Here is an 18,714-nt window from a genome sequence, read left to right as displayed (position 1 = left end):
GGCAAAGAGGAACCACCTGTTCCCATCTCGAACACAGAAGTTAAGCTCTTTAGCGCCAAAAGTAGTTGCCGGAACGCTGGCTGCGAGGATAGGACGATGCGATGCCTGTACATATTAAACGAGGAGACTCGTTTTTATTTTGGACGATTAGCTCAGCTGGGAGAGCACCTGCCTTACAAGCAGGGGGTCACAGGTTCGATCCCTGTATCGTCCATTGACTAAGGTCAAAAGCGCCGCGTCGGGCAAACATCCAGCCGACTTAGCTCAGCTGGTAGAGCACCGCTCTTGTAAAGCGGGGGTCGAAGGTTCGAATCCTTTAGTCGGCATATTATGCGAACATAGTTCAGAGGTAGAACATCACCTTGCCATGGTGGGGGTCGCGGGTTCGAATCCCGTTGTTCGCTTGGATGCCGGCGTGGCGGAATAGGCAGACGCACAGGACTTAAAATCCTGCGATGGAAACATCGTACCGGTTCGATCCCGGTCGCCGGCATATTATGCACCTATAGCGCAATTGGATAGAGTGTCTGACTACGAATCAGAAGGTTGCAGGTTCGACTCCTGCTAGGTGCATCGTCTTCTTCCAGAAGACAAGACTCAGGTCTTAAAAAGGAACGGGACGTAGCTCAGCTTGGTAGAGCACCTGCTTTGGGAGCAGGGGGTCGCAGGTTCGAATCCTGTCGTCCCGATGGCTGGAAACAGCGGAATCGCGGTGTAGCTCAGCTGGCTAGAGCGTTCGGTTCATACCCGAGAGGTCGAGGGTTCGATTCCCCCTGCCGCGATAGACTCGTGCTGGACTATTAGCTCAGTTGGTTAGAGCAGACGGCTCATAACCGTCCGGTCGTTGGTTCGAGTCCAACATGGTCCATTGACCAAAATATGGAGAATTACCCAAGTCTGGCTGAAGGGAACGGTCTTGAAAACCGTCAGGTCGAGAAATCGGCGCGAGGGTTCGAATCCCTCATTCTCCTTAGGGCATACGCCCCACAATACAATTAATATTATCGCGGGATGGAGCAGTTCGGTAGCTCGTCGGGCCCATAACCCGAAGGTCGTAGGTTCAAATCCTACTCCCGCAATTGGTCGCATGGTCTAGCTGGTTAGGACGCCTGCCTGTCACGCAGGAGATCACGGGTTCGAACCCCGTTGTGACCGTTTTCTTTTAGGAAATAAAAGAGATGGCTCTGTAGCTCAGTTGGTAGAGCAATGCATTGAAGCTGCATGTGTCGGCGGTTCGATTCCGTCCAGCGCCATAGGGGAAACCCTTAGCAGAAAATAATGCGAATGTAGTTCAATGGTAGAATTCCAGCCTTCCAAGCTGGCTATGCGGGTTCGATTCCCGTCATTCGCTTATGGGCCATTAGCTCAGTTGGTTAGAGCGCTGTGTTGATAACGCAGAGGTCCCTGGTTCGAATCCAGGATGGCCCATCATCAGTCGACTTCGGTCGGCTTTTTTTGTGCTTTCTTTTAGCCGTTGTATACTAATGGTATGAGTAAAGAATACGATAAAAATTTAGAAGCTTTTGATCGCTCGGATTTATCTTCTGAACAGGAAAAAGTCATCCATAACTTAAAGGAATATATCACTTCTTCATTACAGAGTAGCCAGCACCACGTTGTCATTAATGAGGGCGCTGCCGGAACCGGTAAGTCAGTCATTTTAACTAAACTTTTTAAAGAGGTACGGGATGGGAAGACGGATTCCAAAAGTCCTTACTATGGATTAAAAACCGCTTTTACGGTGAACCATCCTGAGTTACTAAAGGTTTACCAAGACATGGGGGCCAAGTACTCGAATATTTATAAAAAGGACTACCAGCGTCCTACCTCAATCATTAATTCCCTTGATAAAAAAGGTGAAGAGTTAGATATTCTCTTTATCGATGAGGGGCATTTGTTGCTGACAAAGCCAGAGCCATACATTAAGTTTAAACAGAATAATCAGTTAGCTGAATTGATTCGATTATCCAAAGTCGTTGTGGTCGTGTTTGACTTTGCCCAGGTCATTCAGAGTAAGATGTTCTGGGACCAGAAGTTACTAGATGAAGTGGTAAAGGATGTTCCACACAAAACATTCCATTTAGATTTTCAGTATCGAATGAAGGCGTCACCTCAAGTCAAGGCTTGGATTGATGATTTTGCAAAGGGAATTCTTCGTCCACTACCTCCAAAATCTGAGCGAAATGGTTACGACCTGGAAATCTTTCACCGCGCGGCTGACCTCTTTACGAAGTTAAAGCAGGTCGATAAAAAGATGGGCATGGCCCGTGTCGTATCGACAACCGGCTTTCACCACGATGAAGACGGAAAACACCATGTGGTCATGGATGACTTTGACCAACCATGGGACGAGTATGATCCGCAAGAGTTAGTTTGGGCTAAAAGACCGGAGTCGATTAACGAAGTCGGCTCAATCTATACGGTGCAGGGATTTGATCTGAACTTGGTCGGCCTACTGCTTAGTCCGGCCTTTGAATACGACGCTAAGAATGACCGTATCTGGGTTAACCCTGATAAAGTCATTCACCGCGAAATATATAAGAAGTCTCCTCATTTGACTGACCCTAAGGCGATTGCAAAGGCTAAGCAGGACTTTATGTTAAACGCCCTCAATATTTTAGCAAAGCGTGGCCACTACGGACTCTACATTGCTGCTGCAGATCCTGCATTAAATAAACGTTTATTAGAACTAGCTAAATAAAAAAGAACTGGCGACAGCCAGTTCTTTTTGTATTACTTCACTTCCCATTGGTCGAAGTTATCGATTTCGTGGGTTGGTTGAACATCTTTTGCTGCAACTTGTTTCTTTGTTGAAACACCGGTGTAAACGAGAAGTGTCGACAGTCCGTTTTGGATACCAGCTAGGATGTCAGTCTGGTAGTTATCACCGACCATGATTGGCTTCTCTGGGTTATCTAAGCGCTTTAAAGCACCCTGCATAATAGGTGCTTCCGGCTTGGCGATAATCGTTGCTTGGACTCCTGAGGCTGTCTGCAAGGCAGCAACAAGTGAACCCGCTCCGGGCAGCATACCCTTTTCAGAAGGAAGGTTCGTGTCAGCGTTCGTCGCGATAAACTTGGCCCCCTTCTGAATGGCAAAAGTCGCGGTCATCAACTTTTGATAGTTGAACTCCCGATCGAGTCCCATGACCACGTAGTCGGCTTGAGCATCGTTAACGAGTTTAAATTCAGGACGGTTAAAGGCTTCCTTCAATCCTGCCTCACCAATCAGATAGACAGTTTTGACACCCTGTACAGCGTCGTCATTGGCTACATAGTCTGCCGTTGCCATCGCGGAGGTATAAACTTGTTCAGGAGTCGTTTCAATGTTGTGCAGCGTTGTTAAATCATCGGCAAATGCTGCGGCTGTCTTCGTCGAATTATTGGTAACAAAGAGATAGGGAACATCTGCTTCCTTCAGACGATAAATAAAACGTTTTGCCTCAGGAATAGGATTTTTACCGTGGTAAATGGTGCCATCTAAGTCAATTAAATACGCATCGTACTGTGCCATAAAGTGCTCCTTGTCAATTAAGTGGGATATAGTGACCATTGTCCGCTACTTTTCTTAATCTTTCAAGTTTTTGGTTATTTACGAAATCTTTTTTCACTGAAAAACGTTACTTGAACGGGTATAATATAGCTATTATGGAATGGTTTAAAAAGCGACTAAAAAACATTAAGAACGGGCTAGTCTGGGCCAAAGAAAAGAGTCAAACACGCTTTGGCTTTTATGGCTGGATGGTCTTTTTGGTTTGGGCTAAAACATTATATGCCTATGGTTCGGACTTTCACTGGATGCACGCCTCAACGCCATTCCAATTCTTTTTACTAATTGTAAATCCACTTGGTTTCACCATGGTGGTGATGGCGATACCACTTTTCTTCAAGAATAAGCCCTTGTTCTACGGGGCGATGCTAACCTTGAACGGTTTGCTGACGACCTTTTTATATCTAAACGTTGTCTATTTCCGTGAATTTACCGATTTCATGTCGGTCAATACCATTCTGACATACTCTTCTGTCAATCAAGGAAGCAAGGCGGCTGGTGCTGTTTCCTTCGATTACGGTGACATTCTTTTCTGGCTTGATATTGTTGTCTTGCTATACTTGCTTTTCCGAAAGAGAATTGGTCAAAAGAGCCAGGTTGTCCGTAAAAGTCGGGCCGCCTTGTTGATGATGCTTGGCTTTTTCTTCATTATGGTGAACTTAGTCTTAGCTGACATTGACCGGCCACAGTTGCTGACTCGTCAGTTTGACCGTGAGTACTTGGTTAAGTATTTGGGTATTGGTCCCTTCATGGGATTAGATGCCTATAACACCTTTGATACTTCCCAGGTCCGTAAGTCTGCCAAGCCTTCAGAATTGAAGACGGTTCAAAACTACGTGAATAAGCACTATGCTGGCATGAACAGTACTTATGCTGGTCAGGCGAAGGGAAAGAACGTTATTGTCATTCACTTGGAATCCTTCCAACAGTTCTCCATCGACCGCAAGGTGAACGGACAGGAAGTAACACCTTTCTTGAATTCGCTCTACCACAGTGCCGATTCCCTTTCCTTTGATAACTTCTTCCACGAAGTGGGTCAGGGAAAGACTTCGGATGCCGAAAACATGTTAGAAACGTCGACTTTCGGTCTGCCACAAGGATCGCTTTTTGCTAAGTTGGGTAATGACCAGACTTTCCAGGCCATGCCAGCTATTTTGAACCAGCGAGCAGGTTACTCGTCAGCTGTCTTCCACGGGAACAACGGATCCTTCTGGAACCGTAGTAATGTTTACAAGAACATGGGTTACCAGAATTGGATTTCAGGCGATTATTTCAACACTTCTGGTAAGCGCTCAACGGCTTGGGGACTGAAGGATAAGTTGCTCTTTAAGGATTCAATTCCCTATCTTGAACAGCTACAACAGCCTTTCTACGTTAAGTACTTAACTGTTACGAACCACACGCCATTTGAACTGGATAAAGTGGATCAGGATCCAAACTTCCAGACCAGTAACTCAGGTTCTAAATATATTGATAACTACTTTATTACCAACCATTACTTGGACCAGTCCATTCAAGAGTTCTTTAACTACCTTAAGAAGTCCGGCCTCTATAACAATACGATGGTTGTGATGTATGGTGACCACTATGGCATCAACAATACTGAGGACAAGGAACTAGCACCACTTCTTGGGAAGGACCCAAGCCAGTGGACTGATTTGGATACGGAGAACTTGCAACGAACACCGTTAATTATCCATATGCCTGGTTTGAAAGAGGGGGGAATTCGTCACACCTACGGTGGTGAAATTGACGTTGCGCCAACGATTGAGCATTTGCTTGGTATTTCAACCAAGGATTACATCCAGTTGGGGCAAGATCTGCTGTCAACAAAACGTTCACAGTTAGTTGTCATGCGTAACAAGGATTGGATTACACCGGATTACGCTTCAATCTCAGGTACCATCTGGGACTGTCACACGAACACGGTCGTAGAAAATCCAACGACTGCGCAAAAGAAACTCTTTGCTAAGCTCCAATCGGATGCCAATGAGAAGCTGAGTGTTTCAGATTCTTTGAATCAGAAGAACCTGCTACGTTTCTACCAGCCAAAAGACTTTAAGAGTGTTAACCCAGCTAACTATGACTATTCCAAGTCTAAGACTTTAGCACGGTTGAAGAAGGCTTCGCAACAGTCAAATTCAACATCGCTGATTGCAAAAAACGGTGGGAATAGTACCGCCTCGCTCTATCAGACGAACGCTGCTGAAAAATAAAAGGTATTAAAAAAAGGCAGGAGAAATCCTGCCTTTTCTATTAATTAATGAATCGAACATATAAGAAAACAATTAAAATACAGCAAAAAGATGCGGACCATAGTATCAAGGATTTCCTAACAAAGTACCTGTTACCAAAGCATCTGCGGGGTCAGTTAAGACAGGAACGTGGTATTCGGGTGAACGGTTACATTGTTTCGACGGCCTACCAGTTGGCTGAAAACGACTTGCTAGAATTGACACTTACAATTGATGATGGTGATCTGCAAGGGCCGTACCCAGCGAACAATGCTTGCCTGCCAGAGATACTCTTCGAAAGCGAGGACATGCTGATTTTAAATAAGGCGGCTGGAATGAAGATGCACCCACATTCGCCTACTGAAACTGACACAATATTGAATTATGTACAGGCCTACCTAGATAAGAATGAAAGCCAATCCTTAGGTCAACCAGCTAAGGCCTACATGACTCATCGACTAGATCGGGCAACCTCAGGATTAGTCATTATTGGTAAGAATCCATTGGCTGTACCAATCTTAAATCGACAGATTAAGGATAAATTGGTTAAAAAGGTCTATTTAGCTCGCGCCGAGGGACTTTTCTTACAGTCATCCGGTGAATTTGATCAGCCAATCGGTCGTTTACAAGAGGATGATCGTAAAAGAGCTATCTGTTCCCTTGTAGATGGTGGGCAGACTGCTCTGACACGCTACCAAGTTCTCTCAGAGGACCAAAAGAGTCAGACTAGTCTAGTAAGACTGGAATTAGAAACAGGCCGTATGCATCAGCTTAGGGTGCATCTGGCGGCTAATGGCCATCCCATCGTTGGAGACGATTTATATGGGGGGCGGCCAGCCTCACGACTCTACTTAAATTCTAGTGAACTAACCTTCTATCTTCCGTGGACGGGAGAAAAGAAGATTCTTCAGATTGCAAATCCATTTACTGATAAATAAAAAGCCTAATCGTATTTTACGATTAGGTTTTTTGATTAATTAGATAAATCTTAGTGACGCTTCTTAGTTATGAAGAAGACAAGGGCAGAAGCAGTAATGGCCATGGCTGATAGACCGAGCACATTCTTTTTAACGAGTTGCTTAGCGGTTTCGGGAAGGGCTTCTTGTACTGTCTTAGCAAGTGCAGGAGAAGTTACACCCTTAGCTGCTGTATCTTCCTTAGCAGGTGTTGTTGCTGAAGGAGATGCGGGTGTGGTAGGAGTTACGGGAGTCTTAGGACTTGGCGTAACGGGCATATCTGGAGTGGGCACAGGAGTTGGTTCCTTTTCATCAAAAACAACATCGATGGTTTCATCTTGAGGGGTACCGTCAGCGTTCAACTTAGGCGTGGCAGCATCGATTTTTTTAACGGACTTACCATCAACCGTTGGGTTGTTGTATTGGTCGAAACTTTGTGGAATGGTAACGCCGGCGAATTCGTTGTTAGCAGCATCATCGGCTACCCAATCCGTATAAGTCACATCGCCAGTTACCAAATCGGTTGTTGCGGTACGGTGGTAGTGAACTTCCTCTTCGATTGCCTGCTTACCAGGAATGAGGTTACCGTTCTTGTCCTTAAAGTTAATGGTACGCTTGGCGGACTTGTGTTCAGTTGCTGATTCCTTTTTGTTGGAATATTTTACATCGACGACGAAGCTTTGATCGTTTGTATCATCTGTCAAAACAGGTGTTGCTCCGTCGATGCTTGTAACTGCTTGGTTGTTAACTTCTGGCTTTTCGTATTTGTTATCAATCGTTTGAGGAACCGTCACCGTTGGGAGACTTTCGTCAGCGACCCAGTCTGTCTTTGACAAAGCAAGTGTTTCTGAATCTTGTGAAACGGTACGAGTGTACTTGATTTCATGGGTAATTGGCAGTTGGCCAGGGATTAACTTACCAGCCGCATCTCGGAAGTTAATGGTGCGACGAACAATTTTTGTTTCCGTACTTGTAAGGGTAGCTGGGATTTCATCAAATGGGAAGTCAGCCTTTGTATAAAAGGTCCAAGTCGTATCCTTACCATCTTCATCTTGGCCAGCAGCATACTTAGAAGCCATTTGATCCTTTGGAATGGTTAAAATATTTGTATCTGGATTGAAGCCGGGTTGTTTATGTTCTTTGTAGACTTCCAAGAATGTTGGTGATAGGACCTTTGAAAGGTCAATTTCTTGAGTTCCGTCCGCGTTGATTTTTGTTAACCCAGCAAGGTCAATATTGATATTTCCGGTATGTTCACGGTTTTGGTCACAGCCGATAAACTTGGTCATTCCAGCACTAATCCAAACGGTTTCGCCATGCTTTGAATGGAAGGCAGTTTCTAAGTTTTCACAGTTACGAACATCAATCATCTTTAAGTAAAGTTTTAAATTCTTCCAAATTAATTTTTTTAAAATAGAAAAAGCCTTCGTTTTTTATACGAAAGCCAGTAAAAAGGACGCTAAATTTAAATATATAAAATGGCGACTTCTTGTTTTTAAATTATCACTAACAAATTCAATAAAATGAAAAATGCAAAATAAAAAAGCAGCCCTTCTGGACTGCTTTTTTATTTATATTTATTGAAAATTAGGCAGCTGCTTCGTCGTCTTTAGCGAAGTACTTCACTGCCAATCCAGCTAATGCGGCAGCAATGATTTCAATCAAGAGGAAGAACCAAAGGTGAGCAGATGATCCCAAACCAGTCATGATTGCTGGGGCGAATGCACGGGCAGGGTTCATCAAACCACCAGTCAATGGGTAAGCGACAAATGATGTCAAAGTCATTGTCAAACCAGAGATGGCAGGTGCTTGCTTAGGCATCTTCTTGAATGCCAAAACCGTTACAAAGACCAAAAGGAAAGTGAAGACGGCTTCGATTGTCAATGAAACTGGCAATGAGGCAACAGATGCAGCGGGTTCCAAAGTCTCATAAATCTTCGTTGCAGAAACTGATGAAGAAGTTGAGGTTGAAGATGAGGCCATTTGCGTGTTGATTACTGGAATCAAAGTTGAAACGGCAAGGAAGAGACCAACGATTGCTCCGATGACCTGTGACAAAAGGTAGCCACCGAAAGTCTTCCATGAGATTTGCTTGTTCAAAGCAGCAGCCAATGAGACGGCTGGGTTGAAGTGGCCACCGTTTGAAAATGGTCCAAAGACAAACATCAACATGGCGATGGCCAATCCTAAGACAGCCATAACGTCAAATAATTGACCGATTGAGAAAGTTGAAACGTAAATCAAGGCAACGGTTGCAAAAATTACCAAGAAAGCCGTTCCCAAAAATTCTGAGAGGTACTTGCGCATAAAAAAAGCTCCTTTATTCATTCTGTACAATTTTCTATTGTACCCTTCTTAGAATAAAGGAACTTTAAATTTCAGTTTTTTAAGATAAATTTTACTTTATTTATGCAGTAACATCGCATTTCCAGCCACAATTAAGGTTGAAAGGGACATCACGACGGCGCCGATAAGCGGATTAAGAACAACCCCGGCAAATGCAAAGACTCCAGCAGCAGTTGGAATGGCCAGAATGTTATAACCGGCACCCCACCAAAGGTTCTCGATTTCCTTACGGTTGGCTTGGTGAGCCAGGTGAATGAGATCAATGATTTTGGGTAGGGAGATTGAAATCAAGACGGCATCAGCGGAAGCTTGAGCGACGTCTGTTCCAGCTCCGATGGCAACGGAAAGGTCAGCCTGTGCGAGGGCAGGGGCGTCGTTAATACCGTCCCCAATCATCATGACCTTTCCCTTTTGCTGATACTCTTTGACCAGGTTAATCTTATCGTCTGGTGAAACCTGGGCACGAACCTCCTCTATACCGAGTTGCTGTGCAACTTGATTTGCGCTTGCTTGTCCATCACCGGTTACCATGACAGGTGTGATGCCCATCTGCTTGAGTGAGTGAACAAAGTCCTTGGCGGAAGGCTTCAGCGAATCACCTAGGGAAATGGCGGCCAAAACCTGCTGACCTTGGACTAGGTAGGAAACCGAGCCGTCCGATTGCATGGAAGTGAAGTCGATGCTGTGTTCGCTTAGGTAGCGGGAGTTTACAAGGAGGTACTCCTTACCATCAATCGTTCCCTTGATTCCAGCACCCTTGATGGCTTGGACGTTTTCAGCATTTTTGGTCGTCACGTCCTCGTCCTGGGCTTTTTGAACAATAGCCCGGGCTAATGGGTGGGAAGATTGATTTTCAAGAGCTGCCATGACAGCGAGTGCCTGCTGTGAATTACCGTCCTTTGTTTCAATCTTTTGAACTTGGAAGTGTCCGTTTGTTAAAGTACCGGTCTTATCCATCAAGGCGTAATCCAGGTGCTTGGCCTGTAAAATAGCCCCGTGTTTCTTGATTAAAATGCCGTCTTTAGCAGCGATGGCCTTGGTTCGTTGGATGACAAGTGGGATGGCCAGACCCAGGGCGTGGGGGCAGGCAATAATCAACGTAGTTACCGCGGTGTTAAAAGCTTCAGATGGACCGGAGACGGACGTCCAAACGAAGAGTGCGATTAGAGCGGCAGATAAACCAATCCAAAAGAGCCAACCGGCCACTTTGTTTGCAAGTGATTCGGCTTTTGATGAGGAAGTTTCCGTTTGGTTGAGTGTTTCTTTTAAGTGACCGAGGAAGGAATCGGCGCCAACGGCTTCGACTTTGACAAGCAAGGTACCATCATCGTTAATGGTACCGCCGATAACCTTGGCATTCTTTTCCTTCTTCACGGGTTTTGATTCACCGGTCATCAACGATTCGTCAACCTGGGAGGAACCTTCAAGAACGATCCCGTCGGCTGGAAATGATTCGCCGGCCTGTACTTGAACTTCCATTCCGACTTTTAGGGATGAGACAGGCATGTCCATAAAGGAATCGCCGTGCTTTACATGGGCCGTAGCTGGTGTTAACTTGTCCAGTTCGGAGGTGGCGTTGCCGGCCTTCATGGTGGCTTCCATTTCGATGACATGGCCCAATAGCATGATGACAACTAGGCTGGCAAACTCAAAGAAGTAGTCCATAGCCATTTTGTGGAAGAAGGTTTCCTGGATAAAGGCGTAGATGGAAACCCAGAAGGTAACGACCAATCCCATTGAAATCAGGGACATCATGGCGGGTTTCTTGCTCTTAATCTCGGACTTTGCCCCTTCAAAGAAGGGCTTTGTTCCGATAACGTACATCACTGACGCCATGCCGACGGTTACCCAATGGGAACCAGGGAAAGTCAATGTGAATGGTAGGTCGACCCCCATAAATGGCGCGGTAAAAACGATGGGAACGAGCAGGATTAGAGAAATCCAGAAACGAGACTTCATGTCATCGTGTCCCATATCCATGCCGGGCATGTTGCCCATGTGCTGGTCATGGTTCATACCATTCATGTTGTGGTTGTGGCCGTGGTGCATGGAACCCATATCTGACATTTGGGAATCGTGTTCCATACCATCTTGCATCGTCATCTGATGTTCGTGCTTTTGATCATGGTCCGGATGCGCGGAATGGTTATGGTGATTCATTGAATGCTGGTCCATATTTGACATGGATTGATTATTCTTATCTGCTGCCATGGGAACCTCCAATAAAAAAGTATTATCTCTACTGGTCTAGTTTAAATCAACTGATTAAACCCTGCAAGGATTTTGTCTGGTTTGAATAACAGAATAATGTTTATTTGCTTTTTAACGGCGGTTAAAGTTCAGATAAATAGTATAATTGGCTGATTAAATTAAAAAAAGAAAATCATTGGTATAGTTATATGTTGTCTAGAATTCTTGCTTTTTAAAGCCTGATTTTGTACATTAAATAGCGAAAGAATACGCTTAAAAAGTACTTTTTCTACTATATAAAGAAATCAGGTAGTACGAATGGATGAATCCCAAAATCAAGTAATGGAACCGGTTGTGGACTGGCGACACGTTTTTTCCCTCCTGTTCACTAGTTTGTTCCTAGCGGTGCTGATTGGTATTTCGGCTATGCTCTTATCCTATTTTTTGGATTTTGTCGCTGACCTCTTCATGCACTTTCATGAGTCTTACCATACGGCTTCACCAAATGATGTTCCGGCCTTGCGCCGTCTCCTATCAGTGACGGTTGGGGGAATCATCGCGGGTGCAACTTGGTACTTGATTCGTCGCCGTGATCCTAAGATTGTTGGAATCAAGGGGGCTTTGGAAGGCAAGAAAATGCCTTTCTGGAAGACGATTATCAACGTTTTGACGCAAATTTTCTACGTTGGAACCGGTGGCTCTGTGGGACGTGAGTTGGCACCCCGTCAGTTGGGGGTTATGCTCTCCCAGCAGGTACAGGATTTTGGTAAGAAAAAGGGCTTCTTGAAACTAACTGAAGAAGACCGTCAACTATTATTAGCTGCAGCAGCAGGTGCCGGCTTCGCTGGTGTCTATATCGCGCCAATTACAGGGATGCTTTTCTCCGTCGAACTACTATTAAAGAAGAATTCGATTAAAAACATTGCGATTTCACTTCTGATGTCGACCATTGCCTGTTTGATTGGATCAATTGCTAAGGGCTTTACTCCCTATTACTGGGTGGCAGCAGCGGACTTTTCACATTGGATGCTGATTGTCGCTTTGGTCATCGGACCATTGGCTGGTATCTTTGGCGCCTGGGCAAAGCAGGGCTTTGCTTGGGCACAAAAGCAGCAGGCAACTGGGAAGACAGTCTTATTGACGATGCCCTTGGTTGGCTTGTTGACTGGGCTAATTGCCTGGGTTATGCCGGAAGTCATGGGAAACGGACGTGCCGTTGCTCAGTTGGCCTTCCACCAGACAAACGAACACCTTTTGTTCTTTTTCATCGCCCTTGGCTTGATTAAGTTTGCCATGACCTTCCTGACTTTGTACGGCGGTGGTACTGGTGGTACCTTAACACCATCGATTGCCTTGGGTTCTGTATTAGGTCTGGTTGTTTCAGCAATTTTTTCTGGTATTCTACCTGGCATTGAACCCTGGCATTTTGCCTTGATTGGAGCGGTTGCCTTATTGGCCGCGTCACAGCAGGCACCTTTGATGGCCATGTTCATGGTCTTTGAAATTGCCCACCTTCATTCTTCTGCCTTAATCATCTTTGCTGTAGCCGTGGCCTTGTCATCTGCGACAGCAAAGTTCTATTTGCAGGTGCAAGAACGACGGGCAAAGAAAAAAGCATAAATACGTATTTAGTGACCGGCTTCGGCTGGTCACTTTTTTTAATAGAAAAGTCTTGAATTCGGGTATACTTATAAATAAGAAAAAGGGAGGTCCGCCCATGAAGACAGACATTGAAATCGCACAAGAAGCCACGGTTTTGCCAATTAGCGAAATTGCTGAAAAAGCTGGTTTGAAGCCTAATGAAATCGAACCCTATGGATACGATAAGGCCAAGATTAACTTAGATTCTTCTATTAAACGAGACAAGGAAGGAAAGTTAATCCTTGTTACCTCCATTAACCCAACACCAGCTGGTGAGGGAAAGTCCACGGTGACCGTTGGTCTATCCGATGCTTTACAGGCTTCTGGTCGTAAGACGATGATTGCCTTACGTGAACCATCTTTGGGCCCTGTTATGGGACTTAAGGGAGGAGCTACCGGTGGTGGCTACTCCCAAGTTGTCCCAATGGCGGACATTAACTTGCACTTTACGGGGGACTTCCACGCTTTGACCGCAGCCCACAACATGCTGTCGGCCGCTTTGGATAATAGTATCTATCAAGGGAATCCATTACACATTGATCAGCGCCGTGTGATTTGGAAGCGCGTCTTGGATATTAACGACCGTGCCCTCCGCCACACGACCATTGGTTTGGGTGGACCAACCTCTGGTGTGCCACGTGAAGACGGCTTTGACATTACCGTGGCTTCTGAAATGATGGCGATTTTGACTTTGTCCAACGACCTCATGGACTTGAAGGCTCGAATCGAAAAGATTGTGGTGGCCTATGACTTTGATAAGCAACCAGTGACGGTAAAGGACCTGGGCGTTGCCGGGGCGCTGACCGTTCTATTGAAGGATGCCATTAAGCCAAACCTGGTTCAGACGCTCGCGCACACCCCAGCCATCATTCACGGTGGCCCCTTTGCCAACATTGCTCAGGGAACCAACTCGATTCAGGCAACGAAGGCGGCCTTGAAGCTGGCCGACTACGCTGTCACTGAAGCCGGTTTCGGTGCTGACCTTGGTGGTGAAAAGTTCATGGACATTAAGGTGCCAAAGCTTGGTAAGGAACCAGACGTTGTTGTGGTGGTTGCCACGGTTCGTGCTTTGAAGCACCACGGGGGCCAGGCCTTAAAAGACCTTAATGAAGAAAACTTAGATGCTTTGCGTGCTGGGGTTGTGAACTTGCAACAGAACATCAAGGCGATGAAGCGCTACGGTGTGCCAGTTGTTGTGGCAGTAAACCAGTTTACGGCCGATACCGAAGCCGAGATGAAAGTCGTTCGCGAAGCAGCCGAAGAAGTCGGCGCTTCCGCTGTAACCGCTGACGTTTGGGCCAAGGGTGGTGCTGGCGCTACGGAACTAGCTGAACTCGTTGCCGAGAAGGCAGAAGAAGCGCACCAGTTTACCCCGTTGTACGATTTAAACGACTCCGCAGTCGAGAAGATGAATAAAATTGTTCAAAACATTTACGGTGGATCTGGTGTTGAATTATCCGATAAAGCGCAAAAGCAGTTAAAGACTTTTGCAGAACATGGTTGGGATAAGTTGCCAATCGTGATGGCTAAGACCCAGTACTCGCTTTCAGACGACGCGAAGAAGTTGGGGGCGCCCAAGGACTTCACGGTTCATGTCCGCGAATTGGTGCCGAAATTGGGCGCTGGCTTCCTGGTTGCGTTGACTGGAAACGTCTTAACGATGCCTGGATTGCCAAAACATCCAGCAGCAATGGACATTGATATTGACGAGAAAGGCCATATTACTGGGCTTTTCTAAGGGTAATTAAAAGAAAATGAACTTTTTTTAATATTGTGCTTGCATAAGTTTCATCTCATGTTATAATAAATTTATCATAAAACATCAGGAAAGGAAGATGGCATCATGTTTAACTCTCAATCAAAGAACACTTCATCATTTAAGTCATCTGAATTTGCCTTGTTGTTGAGCTTGCTATGTTAAACCTAGTAAGTTGATTTTTGTATGTCAGTTACTAGGAAAAGGATACCTAGTAACTGCTCGCCAAATTATGGTCCCGGTAGTTACCAACTACCGGGACTTTTTTGTTTGAAAGGAAAAGAATTATGGATATGTCAGGAAACAAAGCAGGAATGCCTGCTACTGGAAAGAAAGAAGAAAGCATTAAGGACTTTGAACAGGCTGAACAAGCCATGACAAAGCAGGATGAAAGCAAGTCAACGACAAAGGAATACGTTTATAACGTGTCCGCCGGCGTTTCAAACGCCATCCTAGTTACACTGGGAATGGGACTGCTGCTCCAAACGATTGCTGGATTTATTCACTGGGGACCAATGGTCCAAATGGGTGCGGTGACGAAGGTCATCTTGCCAGCTGCCTTCGGTGCAGCGATTGCTTCACAAATGAAGACGAACACGATGGTTATGTTCTCAGCCATGGCTGCCTCAACGGTTGGTGCGAACGCCGTCTTCTTCACAACGACACCAATGGTATTAAAGACGATGACTGGTTTCTCATCAGCACAAGTTGCTGGATCAGCTGTCATGACCACTGGTCAGCCAATTTCAGCCGTATTAGCTGGACTTGTAGCCGTTCTTTTCGGAAAGTGGCTTTCTGGTAAGACGCCACTGGACATGATTATTGTCCCTGCTGCAACGACAATTATCGGAACGGTTGTTGGGTACTACCTTGCCATCGTTACCACACCATTCCTTGTATGGGTAGGACATGGTATTGCCTCAATGGTTTCTGTTAACCCAATCATCGGAACTGCTATCGTTGCTATGGCATTCGGTGCAATGACAATGACGCCTGCTTCTGCTGCTGCACTTTCTGTTGCGATTGGTGCCACTGGTGTTACTTCTGCTGAAGCTGCTGGTGCCATCCTTGTTGGAACGACTGCTGTCTTCGTTTCATACCCTGCGATGTCATGGCATGAAAACAAGATTGGTGCAACGATTGCCCAAGGTATCGTGACGCCAAAAATCCAATTCCCTAACGTTATCAAGAACCCAATGATCTTAATCCCACCAATGATCGGTGCTGCTATTGCTGCCCCAATTGCAACGATTGTCTTCCACGTGACGGTTCCATTTACGATGGCCGGAATCGGATTTAACTCATTCATCGTGCCACTTGCCCTCTTCGGTAAGAGCATGGGAATGTTTGCAGCCTACATGGGAATTGCTGTTGCTATCCCTGTTGTTGTCTCATTCTTCACTTACTGGGCAATGCGCAAGATGAACTGGATCAAGGTGAACCAAACACACCTTGACATGATCTAATCTGAGAAAAATAAAAATAAAATTAAAAAAAACTCATAAAAGTCTTGCATTATGAAAAAACCCTGTTATAGTTAAAGACAAGTTAATAACAAAAACAAATGTTTAGGAAGTAGTAATCTTAATCTTGTAGGTCAGTGAAGTGTTGGTTGGTGTGAAACACGTGCAAGTAAGATGAACGTCGCCTAAGAGTGCATGCGATGTAAACCATGCTGGGTGCTCCCATTATAGAGCTGACGATTAGTAGTTTTGATCGAATAATGAGAGGTGTTCTTTTTGGGCACAATCAAGGTGGTACCGCGTGCAAACGTCCTTTAGTCAATAAGACTAAAGGGCGTTTTTTTTGTTATTTACGTCCAATACACAAGAGGAGAAGGAAGATGAAGAAGACGAAGATAGGAAGTTTGCTAGCAACGCTGCTAGTATTCTTCATGATGGCATGGGGAGGCCATGCAACAGCATCTGCAGATGATAATTCATTGCAGAAGATTAAGGATGCTGGAGTGTTGAAGGTGGCAACGTCACCTGATTACCCACCATTCGAATTCCGGGCAACCATCAATGGCCAGTCCGAAGATGTTGGAATGGATATCGAAGTAGCCAAGCAAATCGCCAAGGACTTGGGTGTGAAGCTACAAATTATGAACATGGACTTCGGTTCAACTTTGGTTGCCGTTCAGACTGGTAAAGTCGACATGGCCATTACCGGGGTTAACCCAACGGAAGAACGTCGGAAGTCAGTGGACTTCTCAGACATCTACTACAACGGTGGACAGTCATTCTTGATTCAAAAGAAGGATGCCAAGAAGTACAAGAATGCCAAGGCCTTGCACGGAGCGAAGATTGGAACACAAACTGGTTCATTGCAACAGACTTTGTCAAAGAAGTACTTTAAGGACAGTACCCTTTCAAGTATGGAAAAGACACCAAACCTGGTCTTCGCCTTGAAGTCAGGTAAGTTAGATGCCGTTGGAGTTGAAAAGCCAGTTGCCGCAGCCTACGTTGAAAACAACAAGGACTTGGTTGCCATCGATGCCGGCTACAAGTTGGATAAAAATGAAACTGGTGCAGCCGTTGCCTTTGCAAAGGGTTCTGATTCATTGGCCGCAGCAGTTAACAAGAGTATTGATAAGATCACAAAGAACGACTGGACTTCTGATTACTTGAAGAAGTCAGCCAAGTACATGAAGGACAACACGAAGGACACTTCCATGACACGTTACTGGAAGTACTTCTATAACGGTTTCTTGAACACGACATTGATTGCCGTTGTCGCCGTTATCTTCGGTATCATGCTTGGAATTCTCCTTGTCTTGATGAAGTTATCAGCTTGGAAGTTGCTCTCATGGCCAGCGACCGCCTACATTGAAATCGTTCGTGGAACGCCAATGATGGTTCAAGTATTGCTTGTTTACTTCGGACTTGGCGCAATCATTAACATGCCAGCCCTTGTCGCAGGTATCGTCGCCGTTGCCTTGAACTCAGGTGCATACGTTGCCGAAATCATTCGTGGTGGAATTAACAGTTTGGATGCCGGACAAAAGGAAGCTGCACAGAGCCTTGGACTTTCAAAAGTCGACACGATGCGTTTTGTTATCTTGCCACAGGCCTTTAAGAACATTTGGCCATCACTTGGTAACGAATTTATCTCCGTTGTGAAGGAAAGTTCCATTGTTTCCATCATCGGTGTTACGGACTTGATTTACGAACTAAACGTTGTCCGGGCGGATACTTACCGTGCCGTTGCCCCAATCGTTGTTGTGATGGTGATCTACTTCATCATGACCTTCACGTTGACTCGGGCCTTGAACTACTTCGAAAGGAAGATGAACCATGACTAATACAGCCATTGAATTAAAGAATGTTACCAAGAAGTTTAAAGAAAACGAAGTGCTGAAGGGCATTAATGGAGTTATTGAAGAGGGGCAAGTATTGGCTATTATCGGCCCATCTGGATCGGGGAAGTCAACGCTACTCCGTGCTATGAACCAGCTGTCTGGCCCAACCTCAGGGGAAGTCATTTTTGAAGGACAGGACCTTACGAAGGCTTCTAAGTCGGACATGGCCCACCTTGGGGAAAAGATTGGCATGGTTTTCCAAAGCTTTAACCTTTTCCCGAACCATACGGTTTTGGAAAACGTCACACTTGGCCCACGCCGTGTAAAGAAGTTGTCAGATGAACAGGCTAACAAAGAAGCCATGGAATATTTGAAGCAGGTGGGGATGGCGGAAAAGGCCAGTGCTTACCCCGATTCATTATCCGGTGGACAGAAGCAGCGTGTGGCGATTGCCCGTGCCTTGGCGATGAAGCCAAAGGTATTGTTCTTTGATGAACCAACATCAGCCTTGGATCCTGAAAACGTTGGGGAAGTTCTAAAAGTCATCCAGAAATTGGCTGACGAACAGCTCACGATGGTGATTGTGACCCACGAAATGAACTTTGCCAAGAAGGTTTCTGACAAAATTTGGTTCATGGCCGACGGCCAAATTGTTGAAGAAAACGACCCAGAGTCGCTCTTCAATAACCCAAAGGAAGAAAAGACCAAGCACTTTATTGAACAAGTTTTGATGGACTAAAA

The 18,714-nt window shown here is 45.4% G+C and carries 12 protein-coding genes, 14 tRNA genes, 1 rRNA gene and 1 other annotated feature; of the genes, 23 read left to right on the top strand and 4 right to left on the bottom strand.

Translation table 11 applies throughout. The features are described from left to right. The 16 genes from rrf to H7198_RS06605 all read left to right on the top strand — a co-directional run. A 5S ribosomal RNA gene (gene rrf, locus H7198_RS06680) occupies positions 1-105 on the top strand; the annotation flags it as partial. A gap of 36 nt (positions 106-141) precedes the next feature. Next, a tRNA-Val gene (locus H7198_RS06675) sits at positions 142-214 on the top strand. 39 nt (positions 215-253) lie between these two features. After that, positions 254-326 (top strand) — tRNA-Thr (locus H7198_RS06670). Positions 327-332: 6 nt separating this feature from the next. Beyond that, a tRNA-Gly gene (locus tag H7198_RS06665) sits at positions 333-404 on the top strand. Positions 405-409: 5 nt separating this feature from the next. Then, a tRNA-Leu gene (locus H7198_RS06660) sits at positions 410-493 on the top strand. Positions 494-499: 6 nt separating this feature from the next. Next, positions 500-573, top strand: a tRNA-Arg gene (locus H7198_RS06655). Positions 574-615: 42 nt separating this feature from the next. Further along, positions 616-689 (top strand) — tRNA-Pro (locus H7198_RS06650). 19 nt (positions 690-708) lie between these two features. Then, positions 709-782 (top strand) — tRNA-Met (locus H7198_RS06645). A 12-nt stretch (positions 783-794) separates the two neighbouring features. Next, a tRNA-Ile gene (locus H7198_RS06640) sits at positions 795-868 on the top strand. A gap of 13 nt (positions 869-881) precedes the next feature. Continuing rightward, positions 882-971 (top strand) — tRNA-Ser (locus H7198_RS06635). A 34-nt stretch (positions 972-1,005) separates the two neighbouring features. Then, positions 1,006-1,079: transfer RNA gene (locus H7198_RS06630), tRNA-Met, on the top strand. A 2-nt stretch (positions 1,080-1,081) separates the two neighbouring features. Then, a tRNA-Asp gene (locus tag H7198_RS06625) sits at positions 1,082-1,155 on the top strand. A gap of 25 nt (positions 1,156-1,180) precedes the next feature. After that, positions 1,181-1,253 (top strand) — tRNA-Phe (locus H7198_RS06620). Positions 1,254-1,280: 27 nt separating this feature from the next. Continuing rightward, positions 1,281-1,351: transfer RNA gene (locus H7198_RS06615), tRNA-Gly, on the top strand. A gap of 3 nt (positions 1,352-1,354) precedes the next feature. Then, positions 1,355-1,428: transfer RNA gene (locus tag H7198_RS06610), tRNA-Ile, on the top strand. A 61-nt stretch (positions 1,429-1,489) separates the two neighbouring features. Next, entirely contained in the window at positions 1,490-2,701 is a 1,212-nt protein-coding gene (locus H7198_RS06605) for a DUF2075 domain-containing protein (protein WP_274458969.1), read from the top strand. A gap of 32 nt (positions 2,702-2,733) precedes the next feature. Here the strand turns inward: H7198_RS06605 and H7198_RS06600 are convergent, their stop codons facing one another. Next, complete coding sequence (locus H7198_RS06600) at positions 2,734-3,513, bottom strand: TIGR01457 family HAD-type hydrolase (protein ID WP_274458968.1); 780 nt, start codon at positions 3,511-3,513, stop codon at positions 2,734-2,736. Positions 3,514-3,647: 134 nt separating this feature from the next. Here H7198_RS06600 and H7198_RS06595 point away from each other — a divergent pair, with 134 nt between their 5' ends. Then, positions 3,648-5,765 (top strand): LTA synthase family protein, encoded by a 2,118-nt coding sequence (locus tag H7198_RS06595; protein ID WP_274458967.1) that lies wholly within the window; start codon positions 3,648-3,650, stop codon positions 5,763-5,765. Between the two features lie 47 nt (positions 5,766-5,812). Beyond that, positions 5,813-6,721, top strand: coding sequence for an RluA family pseudouridine synthase (locus tag H7198_RS06590; RefSeq protein WP_274458966.1), 909 nt, complete (start codon positions 5,813-5,815; stop codon positions 6,719-6,721). A 50-nt stretch (positions 6,722-6,771) separates the two neighbouring features. On the opposite strand, the gene H7198_RS06585 is transcribed toward H7198_RS06590, so the two are convergent. From H7198_RS06585 to H7198_RS06575, 3 genes are all read right to left on the bottom strand, one after another. Then, on the bottom strand, positions 6,772-8,109 hold the full coding sequence (locus H7198_RS06585; RefSeq protein WP_274458965.1) for a mucin-binding protein: 1,338 nt from the start codon (positions 8,107-8,109) through the stop codon (positions 6,772-6,774). A gap of 217 nt (positions 8,110-8,326) precedes the next feature. Then, positions 8,327-9,046 (bottom strand): MIP/aquaporin family protein, encoded by a 720-nt coding sequence (locus H7198_RS06580; RefSeq protein ID WP_274458964.1) that lies wholly within the window; start codon positions 9,044-9,046, stop codon positions 8,327-8,329. Positions 9,047-9,142: 96 nt separating this feature from the next. Next, positions 9,143-11,296 carry a copper-translocating P-type ATPase gene (locus tag H7198_RS06575; RefSeq protein WP_274458963.1) on the bottom strand — a complete coding sequence of 718 codons (2,154 nt, stop codon included), beginning with the start codon at positions 11,294-11,296 and terminating at the stop codon, positions 9,143-9,145. 297 nt (positions 11,297-11,593) lie between these two features. Between H7198_RS06575 and H7198_RS06570 the strand changes: the two genes are divergently transcribed. From H7198_RS06570 to H7198_RS06550, 5 genes are all read left to right on the top strand, one after another. Next, entirely contained in the window at positions 11,594-12,895 is a 1,302-nt protein-coding gene (locus H7198_RS06570; RefSeq protein ID WP_274458962.1) for a chloride channel protein, read from the top strand. A 97-nt stretch (positions 12,896-12,992) separates the two neighbouring features. Beyond that, positions 12,993-14,654: a formate--tetrahydrofolate ligase gene (locus H7198_RS06565; protein WP_274458961.1), complete on the top strand. Its 1,662-nt coding sequence runs from the start codon at positions 12,993-12,995 to the stop codon at positions 14,652-14,654. 392 nt (positions 14,655-15,046) lie between these two features. After that, entirely contained in the window at positions 15,047-16,138 is a 1,092-nt protein-coding gene (locus H7198_RS06560; RefSeq protein WP_274458970.1) for a PTS transporter subunit IIC, read from the top strand. Positions 16,139-16,226: 88 nt separating this feature from the next. Continuing rightward, positions 16,227-16,453, top strand: a binding site (T-box leader). Between the two features lie 62 nt (positions 16,454-16,515). Then, positions 16,516-17,976: an ABC transporter substrate-binding protein/permease gene (locus tag H7198_RS06555; RefSeq protein ID WP_274458960.1), complete on the top strand. Its 1,461-nt coding sequence runs from the start codon at positions 16,516-16,518 to the stop codon at positions 17,974-17,976. Further along, entirely contained in the window at positions 17,969-18,712 is a 744-nt protein-coding gene (locus H7198_RS06550; protein ID WP_274458959.1) for an amino acid ABC transporter ATP-binding protein, read from the top strand. Before H7198_RS06555 ends, H7198_RS06550 begins: the two co-directional genes overlap by 8 nt. Positions 18,713-18,714 lie beyond the last annotated feature (2 nt).

Origin of the sequence: Fructobacillus sp. CRL 2054 (assembly GCF_028764065.1) — a bacterium.
Taxonomy (GTDB): Bacteria; Bacillota; Bacilli; order Lactobacillales; family Lactobacillaceae; genus Fructobacillus.
This window is presented reverse-complemented; position numbering and strand designations above follow the sequence as displayed.

Bases quoted from the DNA above. Each gene is read 5' to 3' on its own strand.
- H7198_RS06605 (WP_274458969.1), top strand. From the start codon at position 1,490: ATGAGTAAAGAATACGATAAAAATTTAGAAGCTTTTGATCGCTCGGAT.
- H7198_RS06600 (WP_274458968.1), bottom strand. From the start codon at position 3,513: ATGGCACAGTACGATGCGTATTTAATTGACTTAGATGGCACCATTTAC.
- H7198_RS06595 (WP_274458967.1), top strand. From the start codon at position 3,648: ATGGAATGGTTTAAAAAGCGACTAAAAAACATTAAGAACGGGCTAGTC.
- H7198_RS06590 (WP_274458966.1), top strand. From the start codon at position 5,813: ATGAATCGAACATATAAGAAAACAATTAAAATACAGCAAAAAGATGCG.
- H7198_RS06585 (WP_274458965.1), bottom strand. From the start codon at position 8,109: ATGATTGATGTTCGTAACTGTGAAAACTTAGAAACTGCCTTCCATTCA.
- H7198_RS06580 (WP_274458964.1), bottom strand. From the start codon at position 9,046: ATGCGCAAGTACCTCTCAGAATTTTTGGGAACGGCTTTCTTGGTAATT.
- H7198_RS06575 (WP_274458963.1), bottom strand. From the start codon at position 11,296: ATGGCAGCAGATAAGAATAATCAATCCATGTCAAATATGGACCAGCAT.
- H7198_RS06570 (WP_274458962.1), top strand. From the start codon at position 11,594: ATGGATGAATCCCAAAATCAAGTAATGGAACCGGTTGTGGACTGGCGA.
- H7198_RS06565 (WP_274458961.1), top strand. From the start codon at position 12,993: ATGAAGACAGACATTGAAATCGCACAAGAAGCCACGGTTTTGCCAATT.
- H7198_RS06560 (WP_274458970.1), top strand. From the start codon at position 15,047: ATGACAAAGCAGGATGAAAGCAAGTCAACGACAAAGGAATACGTTTAT.
- H7198_RS06555 (WP_274458960.1), top strand. From the start codon at position 16,516: ATGAAGAAGACGAAGATAGGAAGTTTGCTAGCAACGCTGCTAGTATTC.
- H7198_RS06550 (WP_274458959.1), top strand. From the start codon at position 17,969: ATGACTAATACAGCCATTGAATTAAAGAATGTTACCAAGAAGTTTAAA.